Annotated in this window: 25 protein-coding genes; 15 read left to right on the top strand and 10 right to left on the bottom strand. The window is 70.1% G+C overall.

The annotated features are described in order from the left end of the window. The first annotated feature begins 459 nt into the window (after window positions 1-459). Genes HQ308_RS18660 through HQ308_RS18645 form a run of 4 tightly spaced genes read left to right on the top strand, consistent with a single transcriptional unit; the run spans window position 460 to window position 3900 of the window. Complete coding sequence (locus HQ308_RS18660; protein ID WP_027505607.1) at window positions 460-852, top strand: molybdopterin-binding protein; 393 nt, start codon at window positions 460-462, stop codon at window positions 850-852. Beyond that, window positions 852-1670 (top strand): ABC transporter permease, encoded by an 819-nt coding sequence (locus HQ308_RS18655; protein WP_308115822.1) that lies wholly within the window; start codon window positions 852-854, stop codon window positions 1668-1670. Before HQ308_RS18660 ends, HQ308_RS18655 begins: the two co-directional genes overlap by 1 nt. Then, the gene (locus HQ308_RS18650) at window positions 1667-2776 is read left to right on the top strand and encodes a sulfate/molybdate ABC transporter ATP-binding protein (protein WP_222647477.1); all 1110 of its coding nucleotides are present in this window, start codon (window positions 1667-1669) and stop codon (window positions 2774-2776) included. Before HQ308_RS18655 ends, HQ308_RS18650 begins: the two co-directional genes overlap by 4 nt. Next, window positions 2773-3900, top strand: a complete 1128-nt coding sequence (locus HQ308_RS18645; RefSeq protein ID WP_027505604.1) for a TetR family transcriptional regulator — start codon at window positions 2773-2775, stop codon at window positions 3898-3900. The genes HQ308_RS18650 and HQ308_RS18645 overlap by 4 nt, the downstream gene beginning before the upstream one ends. A gap of 36 nt (window positions 3901-3936) precedes the next feature. On the opposite strand, the gene glgX is transcribed toward HQ308_RS18645, so the two are convergent. After that, window positions 3937-5991: a glycogen debranching protein GlgX gene (glgX, locus tag HQ308_RS18640; RefSeq protein WP_222647476.1), complete on the bottom strand. Its 2055-nt coding sequence runs from the start codon at window positions 5989-5991 to the stop codon at window positions 3937-3939. 150 nt (window positions 5992-6141) lie between these two features. On the opposite strand from glgX, the gene HQ308_RS18635 reads away from it, so the two are divergent. Next, window positions 6142-7005, top strand: coding sequence for a YhjD/YihY/BrkB family envelope integrity protein (locus tag HQ308_RS18635; protein WP_222647475.1), 864 nt, complete (start codon window positions 6142-6144; stop codon window positions 7003-7005). Here the strand turns inward: HQ308_RS18635 and HQ308_RS18630 are convergent. After that, on the bottom strand, window positions 6938-7663 hold the full coding sequence (locus HQ308_RS18630; protein ID WP_222630079.1) for a CDP-alcohol phosphatidyltransferase family protein: 726 nt from the start codon (window positions 7661-7663) through the stop codon (window positions 6938-6940). The genes HQ308_RS18635 and HQ308_RS18630 overlap by 68 nt on opposite strands. 10 nt (window positions 7664-7673) lie before the next feature. Further along, window positions 7674-7970: a hypothetical protein gene (locus tag HQ308_RS18625; RefSeq protein WP_027505601.1), complete on the bottom strand. Its 297-nt coding sequence runs from the start codon at window positions 7968-7970 to the stop codon at window positions 7674-7676. Window positions 7971-8183: 213 nt separating this feature from the next. Here HQ308_RS18625 and HQ308_RS18620 point away from each other — a divergent pair, with 213 nt between their 5' ends. Genes HQ308_RS18620 through HQ308_RS18610 form a run of 3 tightly spaced genes read left to right on the top strand, consistent with a single transcriptional unit; the run spans window position 8184 to window position 12050 of the window. Beyond that, complete coding sequence (locus tag HQ308_RS18620; protein ID WP_056446171.1) at window positions 8184-8549, top strand: PLD nuclease N-terminal domain-containing protein; 366 nt, start codon at window positions 8184-8186, stop codon at window positions 8547-8549. 49 nt (window positions 8550-8598) lie between these two features. Next, window positions 8599-10302 (top strand): ABC transporter ATP-binding protein, encoded by a 1704-nt coding sequence (locus tag HQ308_RS18615; protein WP_222630073.1) that lies wholly within the window; start codon window positions 8599-8601, stop codon window positions 10300-10302. Further along, window positions 10299-12050 (top strand): ABC transporter ATP-binding protein, encoded by a 1752-nt coding sequence (locus HQ308_RS18610; protein ID WP_222647474.1) that lies wholly within the window; start codon window positions 10299-10301, stop codon window positions 12048-12050. Before HQ308_RS18615 ends, HQ308_RS18610 begins: the two co-directional genes overlap by 4 nt. 3 nt (window positions 12051-12053) lie before the next feature. On the opposite strand, the gene HQ308_RS18605 is transcribed toward HQ308_RS18610, so the two are convergent. Both HQ308_RS18605 and HQ308_RS18600 read right to left on the bottom strand, forming a co-directional pair. Next, a complete protein-coding gene (locus HQ308_RS18605; RefSeq protein WP_222647473.1) occupies window positions 12054-12974 on the bottom strand; it encodes an MSMEG_6728 family protein in 921 nt (306 codons plus the stop codon). Window positions 12975-13079: 105 nt separating this feature from the next. Continuing rightward, the gene (locus tag HQ308_RS18600; RefSeq protein ID WP_037185774.1) at window positions 13080-14081 is read right to left on the bottom strand and encodes a LacI family DNA-binding transcriptional regulator; all 1002 of its coding nucleotides are present in this window, start codon (window positions 14079-14081) and stop codon (window positions 13080-13082) included. A gap of 161 nt (window positions 14082-14242) precedes the next feature. Between HQ308_RS18600 and HQ308_RS18595 the strand changes: the two genes are divergently transcribed. Genes HQ308_RS18595 through HQ308_RS18585 form a run of 3 tightly spaced genes read left to right on the top strand, consistent with a single transcriptional unit; the run spans window position 14243 to window position 17110 of the window. Next, window positions 14243-15166: a sugar phosphate isomerase/epimerase gene (locus HQ308_RS18595; protein WP_027505594.1), complete on the top strand. Its 924-nt coding sequence runs from the start codon at window positions 14243-14245 to the stop codon at window positions 15164-15166. A gap of 35 nt (window positions 15167-15201) precedes the next feature. Then, on the top strand, window positions 15202-16236 hold the full coding sequence (locus HQ308_RS18590; RefSeq protein ID WP_027505593.1) for a Gfo/Idh/MocA family protein: 1035 nt from the start codon (window positions 15202-15204) through the stop codon (window positions 16234-16236). Between the two features lies 1 nt (window position 16237). Then, the gene (locus HQ308_RS18585) at window positions 16238-17110 is read left to right on the top strand and encodes a sugar phosphate isomerase/epimerase family protein (RefSeq protein WP_056448610.1); all 873 of its coding nucleotides are present in this window, start codon (window positions 16238-16240) and stop codon (window positions 17108-17110) included. 19 nt (window positions 17111-17129) lie between these two features. On the opposite strand, the gene HQ308_RS18580 is transcribed toward HQ308_RS18585, so the two are convergent. Continuing rightward, on the bottom strand, window positions 17130-17792 hold the full coding sequence (locus HQ308_RS18580; RefSeq protein WP_222647472.1) for a GNAT family N-acetyltransferase: 663 nt from the start codon (window positions 17790-17792) through the stop codon (window positions 17130-17132). Between the two features lie 82 nt (window positions 17793-17874). Between HQ308_RS18580 and HQ308_RS18575 the strand changes: the two genes are divergently transcribed. Further along, window positions 17875-18900 (top strand): LLM class flavin-dependent oxidoreductase, encoded by a 1026-nt coding sequence (locus tag HQ308_RS18575; RefSeq protein WP_222647471.1) that lies wholly within the window; start codon window positions 17875-17877, stop codon window positions 18898-18900. Here HQ308_RS18575 and HQ308_RS18570 read toward each other — a convergent pair. Continuing rightward, on the bottom strand, window positions 18874-19455 hold the full coding sequence (locus tag HQ308_RS18570) for a TetR/AcrR family transcriptional regulator (RefSeq protein ID WP_222647470.1): 582 nt from the start codon (window positions 19453-19455) through the stop codon (window positions 18874-18876). The genes HQ308_RS18575 and HQ308_RS18570 overlap by 27 nt on opposite strands. 35 nt (window positions 19456-19490) lie before the next feature. On the opposite strand from HQ308_RS18570, the gene HQ308_RS18565 reads away from it, so the two are divergent. From HQ308_RS18565 to HQ308_RS18555, 3 genes are read left to right on the top strand one after another with little or no spacing between them, the layout of a single operon-like run. Then, window positions 19491-20438, top strand: a complete 948-nt coding sequence (locus tag HQ308_RS18565) for a DMT family transporter (protein WP_222647469.1) — start codon at window positions 19491-19493, stop codon at window positions 20436-20438. Continuing rightward, window positions 20435-20731 carry a hypothetical protein gene (locus tag HQ308_RS18560; protein WP_222647468.1) on the top strand — a complete coding sequence of 99 codons (297 nt, stop codon included), beginning with the start codon at window positions 20435-20437 and terminating at the stop codon, window positions 20729-20731. The genes HQ308_RS18565 and HQ308_RS18560 overlap by 4 nt, the downstream gene beginning before the upstream one ends. Before the next feature lie 28 nt (window positions 20732-20759). Next, window positions 20760-21203 (top strand): Rieske 2Fe-2S domain-containing protein, encoded by a 444-nt coding sequence (locus HQ308_RS18555; RefSeq protein ID WP_222647467.1) that lies wholly within the window; start codon window positions 20760-20762, stop codon window positions 21201-21203. Here HQ308_RS18555 and HQ308_RS18550 read toward each other — a convergent pair. From HQ308_RS18550 to HQ308_RS18540, 3 genes are all read right to left on the bottom strand, one after another. After that, window positions 21184-22683, bottom strand: coding sequence for an amidase (locus HQ308_RS18550; protein ID WP_222647466.1), 1500 nt, complete (start codon window positions 22681-22683; stop codon window positions 21184-21186). The genes HQ308_RS18555 and HQ308_RS18550 overlap by 20 nt on opposite strands. An 87-nt stretch (window positions 22684-22770) precedes the next feature. Continuing rightward, on the bottom strand, window positions 22771-23412 hold the full coding sequence (locus tag HQ308_RS18545) for a luciferase family protein (protein WP_222647465.1): 642 nt from the start codon (window positions 23410-23412) through the stop codon (window positions 22771-22773). 92 nt (window positions 23413-23504) lie between these two features. Continuing rightward, entirely contained in the window at window positions 23505-24203 is a 699-nt protein-coding gene (locus HQ308_RS18540; RefSeq protein WP_037185699.1) for an aquaporin, read from the bottom strand. Window positions 24204-24274 lie beyond the last annotated feature (71 nt).

The following is a 24274-nucleotide window of genomic DNA, read 5'->3' as shown; positions in this document are numbered from 1 at the left end:
GCCCGAACCATCAGCTATCACGCACATGATGCCATCCACCTGGGATTTCTCACCACTCCGGAGCTGGGGAACACGGTCACGGTCGAGTACCGATCGAGCATCGACCCGGCTCCTCATCAGCGGTCCGGAGCCTCTGCCAGCGGGAATGCGGACCGGGCGTCCCGTTTCACTGATCGCGGGTGCTGTTGGTGTGCGTCACAAGTGACCCTGCACAGCACGATGCCGCCGAGCGTGAACTCGGCGGCATCGAGGACGGAGTCGGCCGTGCGCCTCTCGGCAGAAGGCCGCTCGTAGCGGCGAAAGGGGTGGTACCCGGGGCATGGATCCGACTCCGTCGAGCTGTGCAACGCCGACACCTCCGAGTCTGTTCCCGGCCGCTAGCATCACGTGGATGCGCGCCCTCGGTCCCACGTCGTCCGCATCTGCGCCGCGCCCCGTCTCGTTCCGGCGTGCGGCCCGATGAGTGATCTGCGTGTCCGAGACGCCGCCGCCCTGGTCGGTGTCAGCGACGACACCGTCCGCCGGTGGATCGAGAGTGGTGTCGTCGAGACGTCGAAGGACTCGGCCGGACGCACCGTCGTGAACGGCGCCTCGCTCGCGGCGCACGCTCGGGCCCGCGCCGCCGCACCGCCGGATCCGAGCGGCACGGTCAGCTCCGCGCGCAACCGTCTGGCCGGACTCGTCACCTCGGTGGTCGTCGACACGGTGATGGCCGAGGTACAGATGCAGTGCGGCGCGTTCACCGTGACGTCGCTGATGAGCGCAGAATCGGTGCGGACACTCGGACTGGAACCCGGCAGCGTCGCCGTCGCGGTGGTCAAGGCGACCACCGTCATCGTCGAGACACCGTGATCTCCGTCCTCGCGGGCGGGACGCGCGGCCACCGCGACGCGGTGCGTCCGCCCGCCTGGATCCTCGTGCCTGCCGGACTCGGCACGGCGCTCGTCGTGCTCCCTCTCGTGGCGATGCTGCTCTCGGTCGACGTGGCTCGCTTCGTTCCGCTCGTCACCTCGGAGTCGTCCCGGGCCGCGCTGCTGCTCAGCCTGCGCACGGCGGCCGCCAGCACTGTCCTCTGCATCCTGCTGGGGGTGCCGATGGCCCTGGTCCTCGCGCGGTCGACCGGGCGGATCGTCGCCGTCGTGCGCGCACTCGTCCTGCTCCCCCTCGTCCTGCCCCCGGTGGTGGGTGGGCTCGCCCTGCTCTACGCGTTCGGCAGGCAGGGACTGCTGGGTGAACACCTGCGGGCGTGGGGCATCGACATCGCCTTCACCACCACCGCGGTGGTCCTCGCGCAGACGTTCGTCGCCCTCCCCTTCCTCGTGATCAGTCTCGAGGGCGCACTGCGCACGGCGGGCACGCGGTACGAGGTCGTCGCCGCGACCCTCGGAGCCTCACCCGGCACCGTCCTGCTGCGGGTCACCCTTCCCCTGGTCCTGCCCGGGCTGGCGTCGGGTGCGGTGCTCTCCTTCGCCCGCGCGCTCGGCGAGTTCGGCGCCACCCTCACGTTCGCCGGGTCGCTCCAGGGCGTCACCCGCACCCTCCCGCTCGAGATCTACCTCCAGCGCGAGACGGATCCCGATGCGGCGGTGGCCCTCTCGCTGGTCCTCATCGTCGTCGCGGTCGTCATCGTGATCCTCACTCGCAGTCGGCGTCCGGCAGGCGTGCTGTGACACCCACCGACACCTCGGTCGTCCTCGACGTCCGTCATCGAGCACGCGGCGCCGACCTCACGCTCACGGTGCCATCGGGCGGTGTGGTGGCGATCCTCGGGCCCAACGGTGCCGGGAAGTCGACGCTGCTGTCGATGGTGGCCGGACTCGTCCGGCCCGACGACGGCGTCGTCCGCATCGGAGCGCGCACCCTCACCGACAGCGCACAGCGCATCGACGTCCCGCCGCATCGCCGACGGGTGGCTCTCCTCGCCCAGGACGCGCTGCTGTTCCCACACCTGTCGGCGCTGGCGAACGTCGCCTTCGCGCCCCGCGCACGAGGTGCCGGACGAGCCGAGTCCGAGCGACTCGCGCGCCGATGGCTCGAGGCCGTCGACGCGGCAGACCTCGCCGATCGGCGGCCACGCGCACTGTCCGGCGGACAGGCCCAACGCGTCGCCCTCGCCCGCGCACTCGCGGCCGACCCCGACGTGCTCCTTCTCGACGAGCCGTTCGCGGCGCTCGACGCCGAGTCCGCACCGGCCATGCGCCGCGTGCTCCGCGAGGTACTCGCCGAGACCTCGCGCACCACCCTGCTGGTGACCCACGACCGGGTCGACGCCCTGACGCTCGCCGGTGAGGTGGCCGTCGTCGACGCCGGACGAGTGGTCGAACACGGCACCGTCCGCGACGTTCTGACGGCTCCGCGTACCCGGTTCGCGGCCGCCCTCGTCGGAGTGAACTCGATCGAGGGCACCATCACCGCTCCGGACACGCTCACGACCGCGTCGGGTGTCGCCGTGCAGGGCCGCGCCCCGGATCCTCTCGACGCGGGCTCGTCGGCGGTGGCCCTGCTGCATCCCACCGCCGTCTCCGTCTTCGTCGACCCACCGCGGGGCAGCCCCCGCAACGTGCTGCCCGTGCAGATCGGCCACGTGGAGTCCACCGGCTCGTCGGTCCGCATCACGTCCGCCGCGGCCGCGGGTCTGCCCGCGCTGCACGCCGACGTCACCGTCGCGGCGGCCACCGAACTCGACCTCGTGCCCGGCCGTCGCGTCCACTTCGTCGTCAAGGCCGGCGAGGTGGCACTGCACGCCGCGGCTCCCGGCGCGCCCACACCGCGGTGACCGGTGGGTCGCCACGGCCGCGGCGACTGCTCGACGCGGCAGCGGATCTGTTCGGCGCCCGCGGCTACGCGGCCGTCGGCATCGACGACGTCGCGGCGGCCGCGGGCGTCTCGGGGCCGTCGGTGTATCGGTGGTTCGACTCGAAGTACGACCTGCTCCGCACGCTGCATCTGACCGCGGTCGAACGCCTCGAACGGCGCATCGCTCGGGAGGGCGCTCCCGCCGATCACCACGCGCTCGCTCTCGGCGCCCTCACCGTGCGCCGCTCGCTCGGCACGCTGCGCCGCGACCGCCCGCATCTGCACGACCCCGACATCGGTTCGGTGACCACGGTTCTCGATGCCGTCACCGCGGCAGCACGTCGTGCCGATCCGATCCTTCGGCCCTCTCGCGACTCCGACGTCACGACTCGGGCGGTGCTGTCCACCCTCTCCAGCATCGGAACGCACCGCCTCACCGTCCCCGCCGCCGCGGTGCTCGAGGTTCTCGACTCCGCGTGCGCCGCGGTCCTCTCGGCGGACCTGCCGGACGCTGTCGACGATCCGGAACTCCCGCACGGCGTCCCGCCCGTCGGGCGACGGGACGCACTCCTGCGCTCGGCCGCGGCGCTGTTCGACGAGAGCGAGCCCGCCGACGTGACGATGGCGGCCATCGCCTCCTCGGTGGGCATCGCGGCGTCGAGCACCTACCGCTGGTTCGGCGGCAAGACCGTGGTGCTGGACGAGGTGTGCCTCGGCGCCGCGCGCCGGGCGGCAGACGAGACGGCGCGTGTGCTCGCCCGGTCGGACACGCCGCACCAGGCGCTGGCCGGGCTGGCGCGGCGGCGCGTGGCCCTCGCGACGCGGGCGCCGGCACTGCGGGTACTCCGGCGCCACGGCCTCTCGACCGGTCCGGCGACGGCACGCGAGCTCACCGTGATGGCTCGCCAGGAGCGCGGAGAGTGGGTGCACCTCCTCGCGTCGACGATGCCGGGACGCTCGCGGGCACAGTCGTCGGTTCTCGTCGAAGCAGCGTTCACGGTGGTGGACGACCTGTCACGGCACGTCGACGAGCGCCGGCTCGCCGCGGTGATCACCGCGATGCTGGGTGTGGACGACGGCGGGCCCCGATCACCACATCGGTGATCGGGGCCCGCGTCGGATCTGCCGTGCCGCGACCGGCTACTGAGCCTGCAGCAGCGTGAACGACCTGTCTCGTACCAGCAGTGACGTCGGGTCCTCGCCCACCTGCTGCTCGGGGTCGCTCGAGATCGTGAGTGACCACGTCTCGTCGGGCAGGGTGAACTCGACCGGGGTGTCGGAGGCGTTCATCAGCCACAGGAACACGGTGTCCTCGGCCGACGACTTGAACAGCACGGCGATCGACTTGTTCGATCCGGTGGTCCAGTCGTCGTCACCCATCGCGACGCCGTCCGCACGCTGGAAGTCGATCGTGTCGGGTCGACCGCCGCTCGTGTCGGTGGTGGTGTCGTCCTCGCCGTGGCGGAACCACACCGGACGCAGCGCCGGATGCTCGCGGCGGAGTGTGATCAGCGCCGTGGTGAACTCGACGAGTGCGTCGTCGGCGACCGCCCAGTCGAACCACGAGATCTCGTTGTCCTGGCAGTAGGCGTTGTTGTTGCCGCCCTGCGAGCGCGCGAGTTCGTCGCCTCCCAGGAGCATCGGAACGCCGGCCGAGAGAAGCAGCGTGCCGAGGAAGTTGCGGCGCTGGCGATCGCGCAGCGCGTTGACGTCCGCATCGTCCGTCGGACCCTCCGCGCCGCATCCCCACGACCGGTTGTCGGACTCGCCGTCCTGGCTGTCCTCGCCGTTCTCCTCGTTGTGCTTCTCGTCGTACATCGTGAGGTCGGCGAGAGTGAAGCCGTCGTGCGCGGTGATGAAGTTGACACTCGCGAGGGTGGGCCGGCGATCGTTCTCGTAGACGTCAGGGCTACCCGAGATACGTTGCGCCAGAGCGGGAAGGCTACCCTCCTCGCCGCGCCAGAAGTCGCGGACGTCGTCGCGGAACTTACCGTTCCACTCCGACCACCGCGCCGGGAAGCCGCCGACCTGATAGCCGGCGGTGTCCCACGGCTCGGCGATCAGCTTCACCGGGGCGAGCACCGGATCCTGATGCACCATGTCGAGGAACGCGCTGTGTCGGTCGAGGTCCTCGTCCTGACGGGTCAGGGTGCTTGCGAGGTCGAAGCGGAAGCCGTCGACGTGCATCTCGGTGACCCAGTAGCGCAACGAGTCCATGATGAGGGCGAGTGCGGCGGGATGGCCGACGTTCAGGCTGTTGCCCGTTCCCGTCGTGTCGTAGTACGAGCTGTGGTCCTCGGGGACCAGCCGGTAGTAGGACGCGTTGTCGATTCCCTTGAGGGACAGGGTGGGTCCGAGGTGGTTGCCCTCGGCGGTGTGGTTGTAGACCACGTCGAGGATCACCTCGAGGCCGGCCGCGTGCAGCGCCTTGACCATCGACTTGAACTCGGTGACCTGCCCACCCGTGTCGCCCGCACTGCTGTACTCGTTGTGCGGCGCGAGGAAGCCGATCGAGTTGTATCCCCAGTAGTTCCGGCGACCCTCCTCGAGCAGGTGCGAGTCCTGGACGAACTGATGCGTGGGCAGCAGTTCGACGGCGGTGATGCCCAGCCGTGTCAGGTGCTCGATGGCGGACGGATGCGCGAGACCCGCGTAGGTCCCGCGGACGGCCTCGTCCACGTTCTCGTCGAGCTGGGTGAAGCCCTTGACGTGCACCTCGTAGACGACGGACTCGGACAACGGGATTCGCGGCGCGGCGTCGTCTCCCCAGTCGAACGAGTCGTCGACGACCACGGACCGCGGCATGAAGGGCGCGGAATCGGCGTCGTTGCGGGTCTCGGGCTCGTCGTGATGGTGGGAGAACACCGCTTCGTCCCATTCCACGGACCCCGCAACGGCTTTCGCGTAGGGGTCAAGGAGGAGCTTGGCGGCGTTGTGGCGCAACCCGGCGGCCGGATCCCACGGGCCGTCGACCCGGAATCCGTATCGCGTTCCGACGGACATGTTCTCGACGATGCCGTGGAACACGTGGCCGGTGTACTCGGGCAGTGTCGTCGACGACAGTTCGGTACCGTTCTCGTCGTACGTGACGACGGTCACCGACTCGGCCGTCTCGGTGTAGACCGCGACGTTCGCGCTCCCGTCGGGTCGAAGACTGACACCCGGGGGGTAGGGGGTGGAAGGCTGTCGTGTCACTGATGGCACCAGTTCTCTGTCGTAGGTCCAGCTCGTGGAGGGACCGGAAGTCACCCACGGAAGTCGTGCGGGTCCCAGCGTTCTTACCCGCGCACCGCCCGGACGAAACGGTGCAGGTTGAGCGCACGGGCCACCGGGTAGACATGCCCCATGACGGGCGTCCGCACGACTCGACGCATCGTGCGTGAACGAACGTCCGTCGCGGCGGGAATGCGACGTCGGCTGGCGGCACGCGACACGGCCCTGGTGGCGGCGGGCATCACGTTCTACGGCGGCATCGCCGTCGTGCCGATGTTGCTGTTGGGTCTGCGCCTCACCACGCTGCTGCTGGGTGAGGAGACCGTCGTCGGGTACGGAGACGCCATCGCCGGACTGCTGCCGGGCGCAGCGGGCGCCCCGGGTGCGGTGCGGACCCTGTTCGACGCCGGGACCCACCTAGGGTGGCTGGGCGGCCTGGTCGCGATCCTGCCCGCCACCTTCTACGGCGAGGGCATGCGACGGGCCCTGCTCGTCTACGAGCCCGTGCGCGAATCGTTCGTCGGCTGGCGCGGTCGCGCGTCGGCGCTCCCGGTCCTGATCGTCACGCCGCTGCTCACCATCCCCGTTCTCGTGGTGGGCAACGCACTCGCCTCGGTGAACGGCGGCATCGGCGCGGGAGCGTTCCGCGTCTGGCTCGGATTCGTCACCGTCTGGCTGGTGCTCGCCGTACCCATCGGATGGACGTACCGGGTGGTCGCGCCGACCACCCTCTCGCGTACGGCCGTCGCGATCGGTGCCCTGACCACCGCGTCCTTCGTCTCGGGATTCCTGCAGGGCTACGTGCTGTTTCTCGCGATACCCATCGACTGGTCGGGCCCGTTCGGCGGCCTCGAACCCGTCGGAGCGGCCGTCGCCACGGTGCTGTGGCTGTTCCTGCTGCACATCATCGTGCTGATCGGCTGGGTGTTCACTCTCGAGTGCGACCGGGTCGCGGAGCGGGAAGCGCACTCAGAGCGTGATGGATCGACACGCTGATCTGACTGAAGCCGACGACGGCGAGGATCAGGGACACGGCGGCGCCGATGGTGCCGAACAGCGGACCGGTGTCCACCACCGAGGCTCCCAGGAGAGTCACCACGACGGCGATCACGCGGGACGGGCGCTCCCACACCGTCACGACTCCGATCGACGCCATCCCCGCGGACACCGCGCGTGCCCGCGCCGTCTCGTGCAACAGGGTGAGCAGCGCGACCGCGACCACCAGGGGTGCGGGCGCTCCCAGCACGAGGAGAACCGCGAAGACGAGCATGTCCGAGAGTCGATCGGCCACCGAGTCGGCAACGTAGCCGAATGCCGTCGATCGACCGCGGAGCAGTGCGACGGCGCCGTCGAGGCTGTCCACCAGCGCCGACAGGACGAGAAGCAGTGCCGCCGCGCCGGCGCCCCACGGACCGGAACCCGCGACGGCGAGAGCCAGGACAGCGAAGAGAACCCCCACAGCGGTGACCGCGGTGGGGGCGACGCGCGCCCGCGCGAGCGGGCGGGCCAGAACGTACGTGATGGTCAGCCAGCCGTGCACCAGTGCCGACGAGTGCACGTCGTACCCTCCGTGCAGCTCGGACCACGCACGGAAGTACTGCGTGCGAGTTCTCGGCACGGTGACGACGGGTTCCGACGCATCGGAACCCGTCACGTGATCGTGGTCAGTGACCACCGGGATCGGTGAGGGACTTGCCCTCGGCCGCCTTGACGCGCTTGCGCTCGAGCAGGACCACGGCGAGGCCGGCGAGCAGGAGAACCGGGCAGGCGATGCCGGCGACCAGCACCCATCCCTCGAAGCCGCCGCCCGCTGCGGTCAGGCCCAGTCCGAGCGCGACGAAGCCCAGCGCCATCAGGAAGTAGCCCGGCCATGCGCGGCTGTCGGTGATGGCCTCACCGGCGTGCGCACGCGTGGTGCGTGCGAAATCCTGCGGCTGCTCGTTCTCGTTCTGCGCGACCACGACTTGTCCTTTCGTCGATACATCCGTGCATGCCCGTCGGACCGCCGGGGGAAACCCGGTCGGTGGGCGCTCACAGAGGGCATTCGGAACCACCTACCCCCGCGACGGCTCGTACGGAGTGACGAGGGCGACGTCGGGCGCTAGGGTGAGCGCGTCAACAGACCATGCGGTTCGTGAATCGGGACGTGAACCGCTCTACGTGAGGACGCGCCCGTGCCCTATCTCGGCCTGATCGTCGCCGTGCTCTGGATCTTCTGCCTCATCGACGTCATCACGGCCGACGAGGGTGGCATCCGCCACCTCCCGAAGACGGTCTGGCTCCTGCTCGTCGTGTTCCTTCCTCTCGCCGGGTCCGTGGCCTGGCTCGTGGCGGGCCGGCCCGTCGGCGGCGGCATCTGGGGCGGTCCCGACGCGGGACGCCGACCGAGCGCGACCCGTTTCCCCGAATACGACGTCCGTCCCGGCCGCGCGGTCGCGACGAACTCCGAGTCCGACGAGGAGTTCCTGCGTCGGTGCCGGGAACGCGCTCAGCAGCAGCGCGACGCCGCCCGTCGCACCAGGAATCCCGAGCACGACTGACGCGTACGCGTCGTCCCGACCGGTCGGCCACGTGGGTTAGGGTCGGCTAATGCATGACGCACCTCCGTCGACCGGCGGGGCCATCCTGCGCCGCACCACCCGGCGCCACCGTGTGCGACTCGTCGGTTCGTCGGCCCTGTTCTGTGTGCACCAGTTCTGCGAGACGATGGTGCCGGTCGCCATCGGTCTCATCATCGGCCGCGCGGTCGAGACCGGCGACGTCACCGCGATGATCGTCTCGTTGCTGGGGCTGGCGGGCCTGTTCGTCGTCCTCTCCTACGCGTACCGCATCGGCGCCCGCATCATCGTCGTCGCGATCGAGCGGGAAGCACACCTGCTACGCGTGGAGGTCGCGGGACGCGTGCTCGACCCGCGCGGCGTCCAGGTCGATCTCGGCCCCGGCGAGCTGTTGACGGTCAGCACCTCGGACGCCGAGAAGACCTCGTGGGCGCTCGACGCCATCGCCCGGGTCGCCGCCGCTGTCACCGCCCTCGTCGTCACGGCGGTGGCACTTCTCGTCATCGATGTGCCGCTCGGGCTGGCTGTCGTCATCGGCACGCCTGTCCTTCTCCTTCTCCTCCAGTTGTGTGCGCCGTTCCTCACCCGCGCCGCGACCGATCAGCAGGCGGAGGTGGCCCGCGTCTCAGGTCTCGCCACCGATCTCGTCAGCGGCGTACGGCCCCTCCGCGGTATCGGCGCCGAGGACGTCGCGTCCCGGCGGTTCGTCCAGTCGAGCCGACGTGCACTGGCCGCGACGATGCGTCTGGCCCGTGGCAACAGCGTGTATCTCGGTGTCTCGGCAACGGTGGGCGCGCTGCTGTCCGCCGCCGTGGCCGGCACGGCCGGGTTCCTTGCTCTCGAGGGCCGAATCTCCGTCGCCGAGTTGATCACTGTCGTCGGACTGGCGCAGTTCCTCATCGAGCCGCTGAGTTCGCTCTCCCGACTTCCCGGCTTCCTCGCGGTCATCCGCGGATCAGCGGACCGGTTGGCATTGGTTCTCGGCGCCGACCCGGTGGTCACCTCCACCGGTACGCGGTCCCCCGACACCTCGTCCGTCGGACTCGACGACCTGTCCTACGGGACCTTGACGCATCTCGACCTGCATCTAGGGCGCGGCGAGATCGTCGGCGTCGTCGCCTACCGGCCGCAGGACGCCGATGCATTGGCCGCCGTCCTCTCCGGGCAGGTGTCGCCCGACGACGTCACCGGACGGCTGACGGTCGGCGGCGTCGACGTGACCGAGCTCGCGCTCCCCGAGGTCCGCCGCACCGTGCTGGTGGAACCGCACACGTCGGATCTGTTCGCCGGCACGGTGCGGTCCAACATCGCCCTGGACCGCGGGAGCGACCTCGACGCCGCGGTGACCGCCTCCGCCGTCACCGACATCGTCGCCATGCACGACGGCGGTCTCGACCATCCGGTGACCGACCGCGGTGCCAGCCTGTCCGGTGGGCAACGTCAACGAGTCGCCCTCGCCCGCGCACTCGCGGCGCAGCCACCGGTACTCGTCCTCCACGATCCGACCACCGCCGTCGACGCGGTGACCGAACACGCCATCGCCACCGGCATCGCGGGACTGCGTCACGACGGCGACGCCCGCACCCAGACGACGGTGCTCATCACCACCAGCCCCGCGCTCCTCGCGGTCACCGACCGCGTCGTCGTGCTCGACGAGGGGCGCGTCGCGACCGTCGGCACCCACCACGGGTTGGCGGAGACGGACGAGCGCTACCGAGAGGCGGTTCTGCGATGACCGAACCGACCGCACTGCTGCCCATCGCGAGTGGACGGCGATGCTGGGCGTTCCTTCGCGGCGAACTCCGTGCGCGGCGGGGATCGGTCGCGCTCACCGTCGCCATCGGCGTGGTCGCGGCGGCGATGGCGCTGATTCCCGTGTACGTCTTCGGCATGCTCGTCGATCGGGTGACCGAGGGCGCACCGACGTCCACGATCGTCGGTGTCGTGACGGTCATCGGCGCCGCGGCGGTCGCGGGCGGTGTCTTCACCGGGATCGGCGCCTACACCGTCAGTCTGCTCGGCGAGAAGATGTTGGCCTCGCTGCGCGAGCGCGTCCTCGGTCGCGCACTCCACCTCCCGGTGAGCACACTGGAGCGAGTCGGCAAGGGAGACCTGCTCTCCCGCGTCGGGGACGACATCGCGGTGATGGCGAAATCGCTCGGCGAAGTGGTGCCGAACATCCTCGCCGCCGTGCTGCTGGTCCTGCTCAGTCTGATCACGATGCTCGGGCTCGACTGGCGTCTGGGACTCGCGGGCATGGTCGCGATCCCGATGTACGTGATGGCCCTGCACTGGTATCTGCCGCGGTCCGCCCCGATGTACGCCGCCGAGCGCGTCGCGATGGGCGAGCGCGCCCAGTCTCTGGTCAGCAGCATGCAGGGGGCCCGCACCGTGCGGGCGTACGGCATGGAGGGTGAGCACCTCGCGCGCATCGACGCATCGTCCGGCAAGGCTCGCGACATCGCCGTCACCGTCTTCCGTCTCTTCACCCGGTTCGGCTCGCGCAGCAACCGGGCGGAGTGCGTCGGCCTCTCGGTCATCCTCACCGTCGGCTTCCTGCTGGTGCGCGAGGACGCCGTCACCGTCGGTCAGACCACCGCGGCGGCACTGCTGTTCCACCGGCTCTTCAACCCGATCGGCATGCTGCTGTACTCGTTCGACGACATCCAGTCGGCCGGGGCCTCCCTCGCACGACTGGTGGGCGTCATCGATCTGCCCGACGACCGCTCCCCCGGGACCGAGGCGGAGCCCGCCGACGGCACCGTCGTCGTGACGAACCTCCGCCACTCCTACGACGGGGTCGACGACGTCCTGCACGGGATCGATCTGCGGATCGACGACGGCACGACGGTGGCGCTGGTCGGCTCGACCGGCGCCGGCAAGTCCACCATCGCCGCGCTCGTGGCGGGCTCGATGCGAGCGGACTCCGGATCGGTCCGGGTGGGCGGGGTGTCGCTCGACGACATCGGCTCCGATCGACTGCGCCGGCACGTCGCGATCGTCAGCCAGGAGGTGCACGTGTTCGCCGGACCGCTCATCGACGATCTGCGGCTCGCGGCACCGGACGCGGATCGGGAGACGGTCGAACACGCGCTGCGGACGGTCGGCGCGCACTCGTGGGTGAGCACCCTCGAGGACGGTCTCGACACGGTGGTCGGCGAGGGCGGCGTCGAGCTGACTCCGTCTCGCGCGCAACAGATCGCACTGGCCCGCATCGTCCTGGCCGATCCGGCGGTCGCCGTCCTCGACGAAGCCACCGCCGAGGCCGGCAGCGCCGGCGCGCGCGACCTCGAGGAGGCCGCCCGGGCCGCCACTCGCGGACGGACGACTATCGTCGTCGCCCACCGCCTCACCCAGGCGGCGAGCGCCGACAGCGTCGTGGTGCTCGAGCACGGCCGCATCGTCGAGCAGGGGCCGCACCGGGACCTGGTGGAGGCCGGCGGCCGGTACTCCGAACTCTGGTCCGCGTGGCGAGGGCGCTAGTCCTCACGTCGTCAGACGGAGCGACGGAACAGCCGCGAGCTCGCGCGGCACCGCGGCACCGGACGTGACCACCAGCGCGTACTCCCCGGCATCGCGCACGGTCGCGCCACGGCGGAACACGCGCAGACGCCCGGGATCGCGGCCCTCGGCCCGCATCGCCTCGACGTCCTCGGGGGTCGGCTCGCGCGCGACGGACGCCGACACCGTGCCGCCCGGCTCGGCGGACGGTTTGGGCAGCGGGAGGTCGGGAGCGAGCGGGTCGGTGTCCAGCAGGAGAGCCGTGCGGCCCGGCCGCACCAGCGCTGCAGCGACCGTCAGCAGACGGTGGTTCGTCGTCCGCACCTGCGCGGATCGGCCACGGTGCAGGGCCCGCAGGGCGGACCACTCCTCCGTACCCGGGTCGAACAGCTCTGCGGGCGCGCCCATCTCGATCATCGAGGACACCACGGCACTGGGCGTGGTGTCGCCGACCGTCAGGGGCCAGCGCGGGAAGAGGGATCCGGGCCAGACGTACCCGGTCTCCCCCGCCCAGTCGGCCGGGTACGCCTGCGGCGCCTTCGCGGCCAGGGCGTGACGATGGCTCGCGTGCACCGAGTCGTCACCGAGCCAGGGCGGCAGTCGGCCGTCGTCGCGCAACTCGTCGTACGTCCACGCACGCCCATCGCTGTAGTCGAGGAGCCGTGCCTCCAGGGCCTCCGCCCGCCCGCGGGCCGCCCACTCCCGGCAGGTCGCGATCCCGTAGGCCACGAGCGCCGGGGTGAATCCCCGCCACATCACCACCGCCGGGTGGTTCTTCCACCCGTAGGAGGGCCACACCAGGGCGCGCAGGATCTGGAAGGTCTCGACGCGTTGCTTCCCGAGCCGCTTGTCGTCGAGCAACTGTGCGCTGCGGGCGAAGCCGGGGTCGGGGAGAAACGTCTGCATCCCGAGAGGGTGACCGACGAGGGCCGCGTCGAAACGAGGGTGCGCTGCGCCAGTGCGATCTGCTCGAGTCGAACCCCGGGTCGGGTCGACCGCTCGCGAACGGCGTCAGGTGCGCCGGGCCGTCTGACGCGCGACCGTGCGCACGGGCCCGGTACTCCCGCGCACGACGAGTGACGGCTCGACCACCAGCTCGGCGGGCGCGAGGCTCTCGTCCTCGAGGCGGGCGATGGCGAACCGCACCGCCGTCGCGGCCAGACCCTCGGCGTCCTGCCGGACGGTCGTGAGATCGATGCGCGAGAGGTGCGCCAGCTCGCTGTCGTCGTATCCCACTACCGAGACATCATCGGGCACAGCGATTCCGGCACGGTGGAACGCGTCCATCAGTCCCACCGCGCACAGATCGTTGCCGGCCATCACCGCGGTGGGCACCCGCCGCTCGGCGACCATGCGCGTTCCGGCGGCACTGCCCGCCTCCTCGGTGTGCGCACCCGGCCACACCACGGCGGGAAGACCGCGCTCGTCCATCGCGGCACGGAAGGCGGCGCGACGCTCGGTCGCACCGGAGTCGGTACCACCGTCGACGTGGTGGATGTCCACGTGCCCGAGACCGACGAGGTGGTCGACCGCCTGACGCACTCCGTGGTCGTCGGCGCTGCGCACGATGTCGAAGTCGGTGGCTGGCAGGGCCCGTCCGATCATGACCACCACGGCCCGCTCCTCGAGATGCGCGACGTACTCGGGTGAGGACGACGGACCGAGCAGGATCACGCCTTCGCAGCGATGGCTGAGCAGCGCCTCGATCGCCTTCGTCTCGTCCCGGCCGGGCGCACTCGCGGACAGCAACACCTCGTACCCGGCCGCCTCGGCCACGGGATAGATGTGGGTCACGAGATCGGCCTGGAACGGCTGTCGCACGTCGATCACGACCCCCAACGTCCTGCTCCGCCCGCGCGCGAGGAGTCGCGCAGCGTTGTCGGGTCGATAGTCGAGTTCGCGCGCAGCGGCGAGGACACGGTCGCGAGTGTCGTCACTCGCACCCGGTTTGCCACTGAGGACGAACGACACCAGGGTCCGGGACACTCCCGCCAGAGCGGCGACGTCACTCATCGTCGTCTTGCGGCTGCGGGGCGGCGTGGACACCGGCACTCCTCTGGGACGGGGCTTGACACGGAAGCGTGATCCACCTCATAGTAACTTAAGCGCGTTACTTAAGCGCGTTAGTGCCACAGCACGAGCGCCGGACATTCTTCGAGAGGAACCCCCGAGACATGAGCACGATTCGCGTCGGATCCGCCCCCGACTCCTGGGGAGTGTGGTTCCCCGAGGATCCTCAGCAGACCCCGTACGGCCGCTTCCTCGACGAGGTGTCGGCGTCGGGCTACGAGTGGATCGAACTGGGCCCGTACGGCTACCTGCCCACTGATCCGCAGAAGCTGCTGTCGGAGTTGGGCTCTCGGGGTCTCAAGCTGTCGGCGGGCACGGTGTTCGAACACCTGCACCAGGACGACGCGTGGGACGCGGTGTGGACTCAGATCGAGGACGTCGCCAAGCTGACCGCCGCCGCCGGCGGCAAGCACGTCGTCGTCATCCCCGAGATGTGGCGTGACCCCTCCACCGGCGCGGTGCTCGAGGACCGCGACCTCACGGCGGACCAGTGGCGCAAGAAGACCGAGGGCATGAACGAGCTCGGTAAGCGCATGTTCGAGCAGTACGGCGTCAAGGCGCAGTACCACCCGCACGCCGACAGCCACGTCGACACCGAGGAGAACGTGTACCGCTTCCTCGACGGCACCTCGAGCGAGTTCGTGAACCTGTGCCTCGACACCGGCCACATCAGCTACTGCGGCGGTGACAACATCGCGATCATCGAGCGGGCGCCCGAGCGCATCGGGTACCTCCACCTCAAGCAGGTGAACGAGGAGGTCCGCGCCAGGGTCGCAGCGGAGGATCTGCCGTTCGGCGAGGCCGTCAAGCTCGGCGCCATGACGGAACCGCCGCTCGGCATCCCGGACATGCCCCCGCTCCTGAAGACCATCGAGCGCCTCGCGGACGACGGCAAGCTCACCGCGGACATCTTCGCGATCGTCGAGCAGGACATGTACCCGTGCGCCGTCGACGCTCCCCTGCCGATCGCGCAGCGCACCCGGAAGTACCTGGGCTCCTGCGGCATTCCCGCCGTCACGTTCGCCTGACCACACTTTCGCACCTACAGAAACGGATTGACACGATGACCACCGAACTCCGCATCGCGGTCCTGGGTGTCGGCATGATGGGTGCCGATCACGTCGCCCGCATCACCTCGAAGATCACCGGCGCCCGCGTCGCCGTGATCAACGACTACGTCAGCGCGAAGGCCCACGAACTCGCCGCGACCATCCCCGGCTGCCGCGTCGTCGAGGATCCCCTCGACGCGATCGCCGACCCCGAGGTCGACGCCGTCGTCCTGGCCACTCCCGGCCCGACCCACGAGAAGCAGCTTCTCGCGTGTCTCGAGCACGGCAAGCCCGTCATGTGCGAGAAGCCGCTGACCACCGATGTGGCCACGTCCCTCGCCGTCGTGGAAGCTGAGGCCGCGCTGGGCAAGAAGCTCATCCAGGTCGGATTCATGCGCCGCTTCGACACCGAGTACGACCAGCTCAAGGCACTCATCGATTCCGGCGAGCTCGGCCGTCCGCTGGTGGTGCACTGCGCACACCGCAACCCCGCCGTGCCGCCGCACTTCGACAGCGCGATGATCGTGCGCGACTCGCTGGTGCACGAGGTGGACGTCACGCGCTTCCTCCTCGACGAGGAGATCACGTCGGTGCAGATCATCAGCCCGTCGGCCAATCCATCGGCACCGCAGGGCCTGCGGGATCCGCAGATCGCCATCTTCACCACGGAGTCCGGTCGACACGTCGACGCCGAGGTGTTCGTCACCACCGGCGTCGCCTACGAGGTGCGCACCGAGGTCGTGGCCGAGCACGGCAGCGCGATGATCGGTCTCGACGTCGGCCTCGTCCGCAAGTCCGCTCCCGGAACCTGGGGCGGCACCATCACTCCCGGCTTCGTGCAGCGCTTCGGCCAGGCCTACGACACCGAGATCCAGCGCTGGGTCGACGCGGTGAAGGCCGGCGCCGAGACGGGCAACTACGTCGACGGCCCCGGAGCGTGGGACGGATACGCTGCAGCCGCGGTGTGCGAGGCCGGCGTGAAGTCGCTCGAGTCCGGTGCCCCGGTCGCCGTCGAGATGGTGCAGCGCTCGTCCATCGTCGGAGCCTGAGATGAAGATCGCGCTCGATCCGACGCCGTTTCATCATTCGCACTCGCTGCTCGAGCTGCCCGCCGTGGTCGCCGATCTGGGGTACGAGTGGTTGCAGCTCACCCCGCACGTGGACATGATCCCGTTCTTCAACCATCCCAAGGCCGACGACGGGTTGGTCGCGAAGTTCCGCAAGGCGTGCTCGGACGCCGGCGTCGGGATCGCGTCGGTGTTGCCGGTGCTGCGGTGGTCCGGTCCCGACGAGGACGCCCGCGAGGCGGCCGTGCGGTACTGGAAACGCGCCATCCAGATCACCGTCGACCTCGGGGTGTCGACGATGAACACCGAGTTCTCCGGTCGACCGGAGAAGCCGGAGGAGTCCGAGCGGGCGTTCTACCGGTCGATGGAGGAACTGGTCCCCATCATCGAGCGCGAGGGTCTCGACGTCCTGATCGATCCGCATCCGGACGATTTCGTCGAGGACGGGCTCGCCGCGATCCGCACCATCCGCGGGATCAACTCCCCGAACATCGGGATGGTCATCGTGGCGTGCCACCAGTTCCACATGGGTGGCGACCTGCCGGCGATCATGGCCGCCGCCGGGGACATGGTGCGTCTGGTGCACGTGGCGGACACGATGGATCATCACCGTTCGCACGGGTTGCGGTACATCACCAATCCGCCCGGCAACGCGGTGCGGGTGCACCAGCACCTGAAGATCGGGGACGGAGACGTCGACTGGGACCAGTTCTTCGGCGGCCTCGGCTCACTCGGGTTCTACGACAACGACACCGTCATGGTGTCGAGTGTGTTCGCCGAGAACGAGAACGCCCACGACGTCTCCCGCTACCAGCTCGAGACGATGACCCGGTACGTCGAGAAGTACCGGGCCTGATCGCCTCTCACGAGAAGTGTCAGGACGGCTGGACCCCGGGGGTGCGCACGATCATGGGCACCCCCGGGAACACCGCCGCCATCTCGGCGCGCGACTTCCGCAGCGCCGCAGTGCCGTAGCCCTTCTTCCGGTGTCCGGGGTGGATCCACACCCGGAGATCGATGTCGCCACCGGCGAGCTCGCCGAAGACGATGCCCACCTTCTCCGCGCCCTCGTGTGCGACGAACCACGCGGCCTGCTCGGAGTCGAGGCGGTCCCGTGCCGCCGCCAGCTCGGTGTCCAGATCACCGGCTGCTCCGCCGGATCCGTCACCCGCGGAACCGACGTCCGCGAGGCGGGCGGCGAACAGGTCGCGGTCGTCGTCCGAGAACGCTTCCAGCACCAGGGTCTCTCCCGCGCTGGCAGGACGCTCGGCCAACGTGAAGTTCAGGCGACTGTCCAGGTCCTCGAGCTCGGCGGCGTTGCTCCGGCGGGCGTCCTTGGTGAGGCTGGCGAACGACATGCCCATGACTGCCTCGCCGCCCAACCGTGACGTGCCGAGCAGGGTGGCGATCGCCTCCACGGCGTCGGGCCGGGTCTCGGCCTCGACGATGACGTCGAGCACCTCGTGACGACGTTCGAAGGCCGCCAGTAGGGCGGACGTGATCTCTCGGCGAGCGGCAACATGATCGTGATCGGTCATCGCGTGATCATAGGGCTTCGCCCCCGTGCGCGGTTTGCGTACTCGGGGATGCGCGAAAGGCTCGCGGGGGGATCATGGACCCATGCACCCGAGACCGCTGCGCAGGATGGGTTTTCTCACGATCGGACTGTTCGACGGGGACGACCCCGCGGCCGGGCACGAGTCGACGCTCGCGATCATCGAGCTGGGCGAACGTCTCGGCTTCGACAGCGCCTGGTTGCGGCATCGCCACCTGCAGTACGGCATCTCCTCCCCCGTCGCCGTGCTGGCCGCCGCATCGCAGCGGACCTCGCGGATCGAGTTCGGCACCGCCGTGACTCCGCTGGGGTGGGAGAACCCGGTGCGGCTGGCCGAGGACCTCGCCACCGTCGACATCCTGTCCGGCGGGCGCCTGAATCCCGGGGTCAGCGTGGGCCCGCCGATGAACTTCGACCGGCTCAGGGATGCGCTGTACCCCGACACCGCCGATCGGGAGGACTTCAGCTACGCCAGGGTCGAGCGGCTCCTCGCCGCAATCCGAGGCGATCGTCTGACGGACTTCGAGGGGATGGACGGCATCGAGGTGCATTCCTCACGCGCACAGCCTCATTCGCCCGGTCTTGCGTCCCGGATGTGGTACGGCGGAGCGTCGCTCGGGTCGGCTCGCTGGGCCGGCGCGAACGGTATGAACTTCCTGACGAGCAGCGTCGTGAAGGCCGAGGAGGACGACGACTTCGACCGCATCCAGCTCTCCCACATCGAGGCGTTCCGCTCGGCACACTCGGCGGGGAACGGTGCTCGGGTCTCGCAGGGCTTGGTGGTGATTCCGACCGACTCGGCCACACCGAGCCAGCGTGCCCGCTACCAGGAGTACGCCGATGCCCGTCTGGGCCGCACCCGGTCACCGGTCGGCCCGGCCCGCCTGCTGTTCGCTCCCGATCTGGTGGGCACCACCGAGCAGCTCGTGGAGCAGTTGCAGGCGCGCGCAGCCTTCCGGGAGATCGACGAGGTGGCGTTCGCTCTGCCTTTCAGCTTCGACCACGACGACTACGTGCAGATTCTCACCGACATGGCGACGACGCTCGGGCCGGCGCTCGGGTGGTCACCGGCCGGTGGGCTCGAGGAGTAGACGCGCGGCAGCACGCGCACGGTCGAAGGGCCGCTCGACCACTCCCATTCCCGCGCACACCAGCGCGCCCTCGTGCACGAGCATCAGCAGGTCGGCCGTGCCCACCGGGTCGGGCACGCCTGCGGCCGTGAGGATGTCGACGAACAGATCGGCCATCCAGCGCTTCTGCCCGATGATCACCGGATAGGCCGGGTGGGCGGGGTCACTGATCTCCGCGTGCGCGTTGACCATGCTGCATCCCTTGCCACTTCGCTGCGCCGTCCACTCGGCCGAGGCGACGAACACCGCATCGATCCGATCGCCGGCGTCGTCGGCGGAGACGGCACCCAGCCGGACGGCGAGGAACTCGCGCCACTGACGGTCACGTTCCCGCAGGTACTCCACGACGAGCCGTTCCTTGGACTCGAAGCGGTCGTACAACGTCTTCTTCGTGACGCCGGCTCGCGCCGCGATCGTGTCGACGCCGACCGCGTGAATGCCCTGCTCGTAGAACAGCTCGTCGGCCGCGGCCAGCACGGCACGCGCCTTCGGCGTCCAGGCGACCTCGGATGTCATGTTTCGAACTATACCGATCTGTGTAGTCTGCTGTCATGAGTAGACAGATCGGTATACCTGTGGATCGACGCACTGCCGTCGGGTCGGTACTGGCGGGCGCGGCGTTCGTACTCTGCTGGTCGTCCGGTTTCATCGGCGCGAAGATCAGCGGTGAGGACGCTGCCGTCACCACCGTCCTGATGTGGCGGTTCCTCCCCCTCGCCCTGCTGCTCGCACCGACGTGGCTCCTCGGGTCTCGCCGAGTTCGAGGCCCGGACCTGCGGCGGCAGGTGATCGTGGGCTTTCTGTCGCAGTCCGGCTACCTCCTCACCGTGTACTGGGCCATCGGCCTCGGGGTCTCCACCGGCACCACGGCCCTCGTCGACGGAGTGCAGCCACTCGTCGCGGCAGCGCTGGCGGGCCCCCTGCTGGGCGCGGCGGCCTCGGGCCGACAATGGATCGGGCTCCTGATCGGTGCTCTCGGCGTCGCGCTCGCCACCGTTGCGGACGCCACGGCGACCACCGCGACCACCCCGGCGTGGGCCTACCTCGTTCCGCTGGTGGGAATGATGTCTCTGGTCGCCGCGACCTTCGTCGACCGTCGCGCCCAGCGACCGGCACCCGTCAGCGCCCTCGGAATCCACTGCGCCACATCGGCCGTCGTCTTCACCGCCGGCGCGGTCGCGACGGGCACCGCGGTACCGCCGACGACACTCGACTTCTGGGCGGCGACGGCGGGACTGGTGGTGTTCGCGACGTTCGGTGGGTACGGGCTGTACTGGTATTCGCTCGACCGGGTGGGGGTGACGAGGGTGAACGCTCTGATGTTCCTCGTACCGCCCGTCACCACCGTGTGGGGCGCCCTACTCTTCGGCGAGCCGTTCACCGCCCTCACCGCGATCGGTCTGGCGCTGACCTTCGTGGCCATCACTGTCGTCACGATGCGTCCCCGGGCCGGAACCCGACGGGACATCCCGGAGTCGTCGCTAGCATCGGTGTCATGACGGACGGCCGGGAGTACACCGAGGACGGCCACCACATCGTGATCGACGGGCGGAAGTGGCGCGCCACCGATCCCGACATTCCCGAGGGGCGCGGCGCCGAACTGCGGTCGATCCTGATGGCGTGGCGACGCGACGTCCGCCGGACCGGCGGCGCCGCGGAGTCCCGCGCCGGTGTACAGGCCGCCAAGGTCGCTCTCGGCGAACGCGGCACGCCGTGGTGGGAACAGTCCGACGACGAACGCCGCGCGCGTTGGGAGACCGACGTCCCGAGGCCCGGTACCGACGACGCGTAGTCGGCCGCCGTCCGGGTAACCCCCGCCCATGGCCGACGACCGCGCCCCCGCCCCGCGACCGCGCAGCGTGCTCCCACCCGTGCTCCACGATCAGCCGATCCGGGCACGCGGGCGAGACCTCGTGCGTGTCGCCGATCTGGACGAGAGGGGCGTGGCCGAGGTGCGCACCGACGACCACGGGGTGCTCGCGGTCGGCATCCGGCCCGACGGGACACCGTTCGCCGTCGGGAACACGTGCCGACACCAACTCGCCAAGCTCGGGCGCGGGCGGGTGACCGAGAACGGCTGCCTCCAGTGCCCCTGGCACAGGGCGGAATTCGACGTGACCGACGGGTCCATGGTGTCCGGGCCCAAGGGAGTGATCTTCGGTTTCCCGCCCTACTCCGCAGTGGTGGCCGCCGTCGGACGCGCCGTACCGCTCACCACCGCGCAGGTGGAGATCGTCGACGGCGTCATCCGACTCGCTCACTGACCACGTCCGCGGGGATCCTGTCGAACCACGGCCGCGCCACCTCGAGCTCCGCGGCGAGCACCAGCAGCCGAGTCTCCCCACCCGGTGGCGCCAGGAAGTGCACGCCGACTGGCAGACCGTCGACTGTCGCCGAGAGCGGAACACTCATCGCCGGCCGCCCGGTCAGATTGGCCGATTGCGTGTACGGGACAGCGGACAGGCTGCGCATCACCGCGTCCTGCACCGCGCCGAGCCGTCCGAGAATCGGTCCGAGTCGCAGCGCGAGCGCGAGCCGGGCGCCCACCCTCTCGACGAACGGGGTGTCGAAGGCGCCGATCAGCGGCGCGGGACCCGCCGTCGTGGGTGTCATGAGCAGATCGAAGCGGCGGTGGAATGCAGCGATGGCGCGGACGTGGTCCTGCCAGCGTGCCAGCGCCGCATCGTGATCCACCGCTCTCGTGGCGCGCCCGATCTCGGCGAGGACCAGCGTGTCGAGTTCGAACTCCGTCGTGGTGGGCCGCGCCGTGGCCGACGCGGACGACACCTCGGCGGCGAGGTGGACGAACCACGGCACGAGGAAGTCTCTGGCCAGCTGCTCCTCGTCGAACGGCGAGGCGACCTCCTCGACGGTGTGGCCCAGTTCGACGAGCAGGTCGCGGGCGCGGTCGAGCGCGGCGAGGACGTCCGGGTGGGGTGCGTCGTTCAGCGCCGATCGCGCCGCGACCCCGATCCGAAGCCGAGGACCCGGCCGGCCGAGTGCCTCCACATGGGGCGTCGACGGGGCCGCGAACTCGAAGGGCGCGTCGTCGTCCGCGCCGCGCACGATGTCGAGGAACGCGGCCGAGTCGCGCACGGAGCGGGTGAGCACACCGGTGACGGCGCTCCCGAAGAGCATCTCCCCGGCGCGGGGCCCGGCAGGGACGACTGCCCGGCCAGGCTTGAGTCCGAACAGGCCGCAGTACGCCGCGGGGATGCGGATGGAGCCGCCGCCGTCACTGGCGCCGGCGACGGGCACGATGCCCGACGCCACCGCGGCGGCCGAACCACCGGAGGAGCCACCCGGTGTGCGAGCGGGATCCCACGGGTTGCGGGTCGCACCGTGCGCCTGCGGCTCGGTGACTCCCTTGGCGCCGAATTCGGGTACGGCCGTGCGTCCCAAGACGATGACCCCGGCGTCGAGCCACCGTTGCACCACGGTGTCCGTGACCCGGGGCCTGGACGACGCCCCCGAGCGTGACCCCGACGTCTCGACGATCCCGGCCTGAGCCTGGAAGAGATCCTTGAGCAGGAACGGCACTCCCGCCATCGGACCGGACAAGGCGCCCGCGGCCCGCACTCGCGCGGCATCCTCCTGCCACTGCACGAGGGCGTTCAGGGTGGGATCCACCTCGCGCGCTCGCGCGATCGCGACCTCGACCAACTCCGCGGCCGTCACGTCGCCGGACGCGACCAGCTGGGCGAGCCCGGTCGCGTCGTGGGCCCGATACTCGTCGAATCTCATGGCGCTCAGACTAGGTGCGCGTGCCGCCGACGAGCGCCGGTGTCGTCGAAGTCTGGACACCGCACGGCCCGTGACCCCGCGAACCGATCACGTTCCAGCAGAGACGATCGCCCGGTCCACGATGCGCCGCAGATGCTGCTGCTCTGCCTCGTTCCGAGGTGCGTAGAGGTAGAGATAGCTGTCCGGCAGTCCCACGAGGGAACGCCCGGCCAGCGGATGCCGCTCTCCCCAGCCACGCGAGACGATCTCGGCGACGTCCCGCGGATCGGCGACCACGTGCATCGACCCCTGCGCGTCGTGCACGTGGGCGATCTCTCCGCGAGCACGCCGAGCGGCGGCGCTGCGCGGGTGATCGACGTGGAGCGCGTCGCCTCGACGTTCCAGATGGCTACGCGCGCTGTGGCATCCGTCGGTGGAGCTCAGGATCGTCAGGTGATCCTGCAACGACCGGACACTGACGGGATCGCCGTCGGACACCACCTGCCGGTGCGGGATCGGGAACGGTGCCATGACGGGTCGACTGCCGCGGTCCGGCAACTCGAGCGCACCGACGGCGGCCCGGATATCGTTGTCGCGCAGTCGAATGGTCTCTCGACAGAGGGGGCGTAGAGCGGTCATGACCACCCAGCCGACCGGATTGTCGGGGAGCCCGCCCGGCCCGATCGCGCGCCAGCGTCGATAGTCGTCCAAGATCGCGCGCAGACCTGGCGTACGACGAACCGTGTTCATGACCCACCCCCATGTGCGACGGCCCCCACGACCGACCGTCGCATCATGCCCCGGGTGCACCCGGCGAGCAACGGGCTCGTCGCACACGAGAGTCAGTGCGCGGCGACCGCCTCGGCGGGCCGCACGGCCTTGTAGGCGAGTGCACCGACCACACCACCGATCAACGGGAAGACCAGGAACACCCACAGTTGCGAGAGTGCGCTTCCGCCGGCGATCAGCGCAGGCCCGATGGAGCGCGCCGGGTTGACCGACGTCGAGTCGACCCCGATGGCGAGCAGATGCACGAACGCGAGCGTCAGTCCGATCGGAACCCCGGCTGCCGCAACGGAATGCGGCCCTGTCACGCCGAGTACGACCAGCACGAGAACTGCCGTTGCCACGATTTCCACGATCGCAACGGCGAGAAGCGAGTAGTTTCCTGCCGAGGCGTCGCCGTATCCGTTGGCGCCGAGACCGTCGACCGTCCGGTCGTATCCGGGTCGACCCGTCGCCATGGCGTAGACCACCAGGGCGCCGACGAGTCCGCCGATCACCTGTGCGGCGGCGTATCCGGCGGCGCGGGCGGCCGTCATGCGGCCCGTGACGAGGAACGCGAGCGTGACCGCCGGGTTGATGTGGCAACCTGACACGGGTCCGAGCACGAACACCATCGCGAGCAGTGTCAGGCCGAAGGCGAGCGCGATTCCGGTGGTGCCGACGTCGTCGCCCGCCAGGACGGCGGTGCCCACACCTCCGATCACGAGAACGGCGGTGCCGATGGCCTCGGCGATGTAGACGGTGAACTTGGTCATCGTCGTCCTCCTCGTCGGGTGCGGCGCTCGTCGATCTTGCGCTTGGCGTAGCCCCACGTCACGCGGCCCAG

Origin of the sequence: Rhodococcus sp. BP-241, assembly GCF_019836145.1 — a bacterium.
GTDB lineage: Bacteria > Actinomycetota > Actinomycetes > Mycobacteriales > Mycobacteriaceae > Rhodococcoides.
This window is presented reverse-complemented; position numbering and strand designations above follow the sequence as displayed.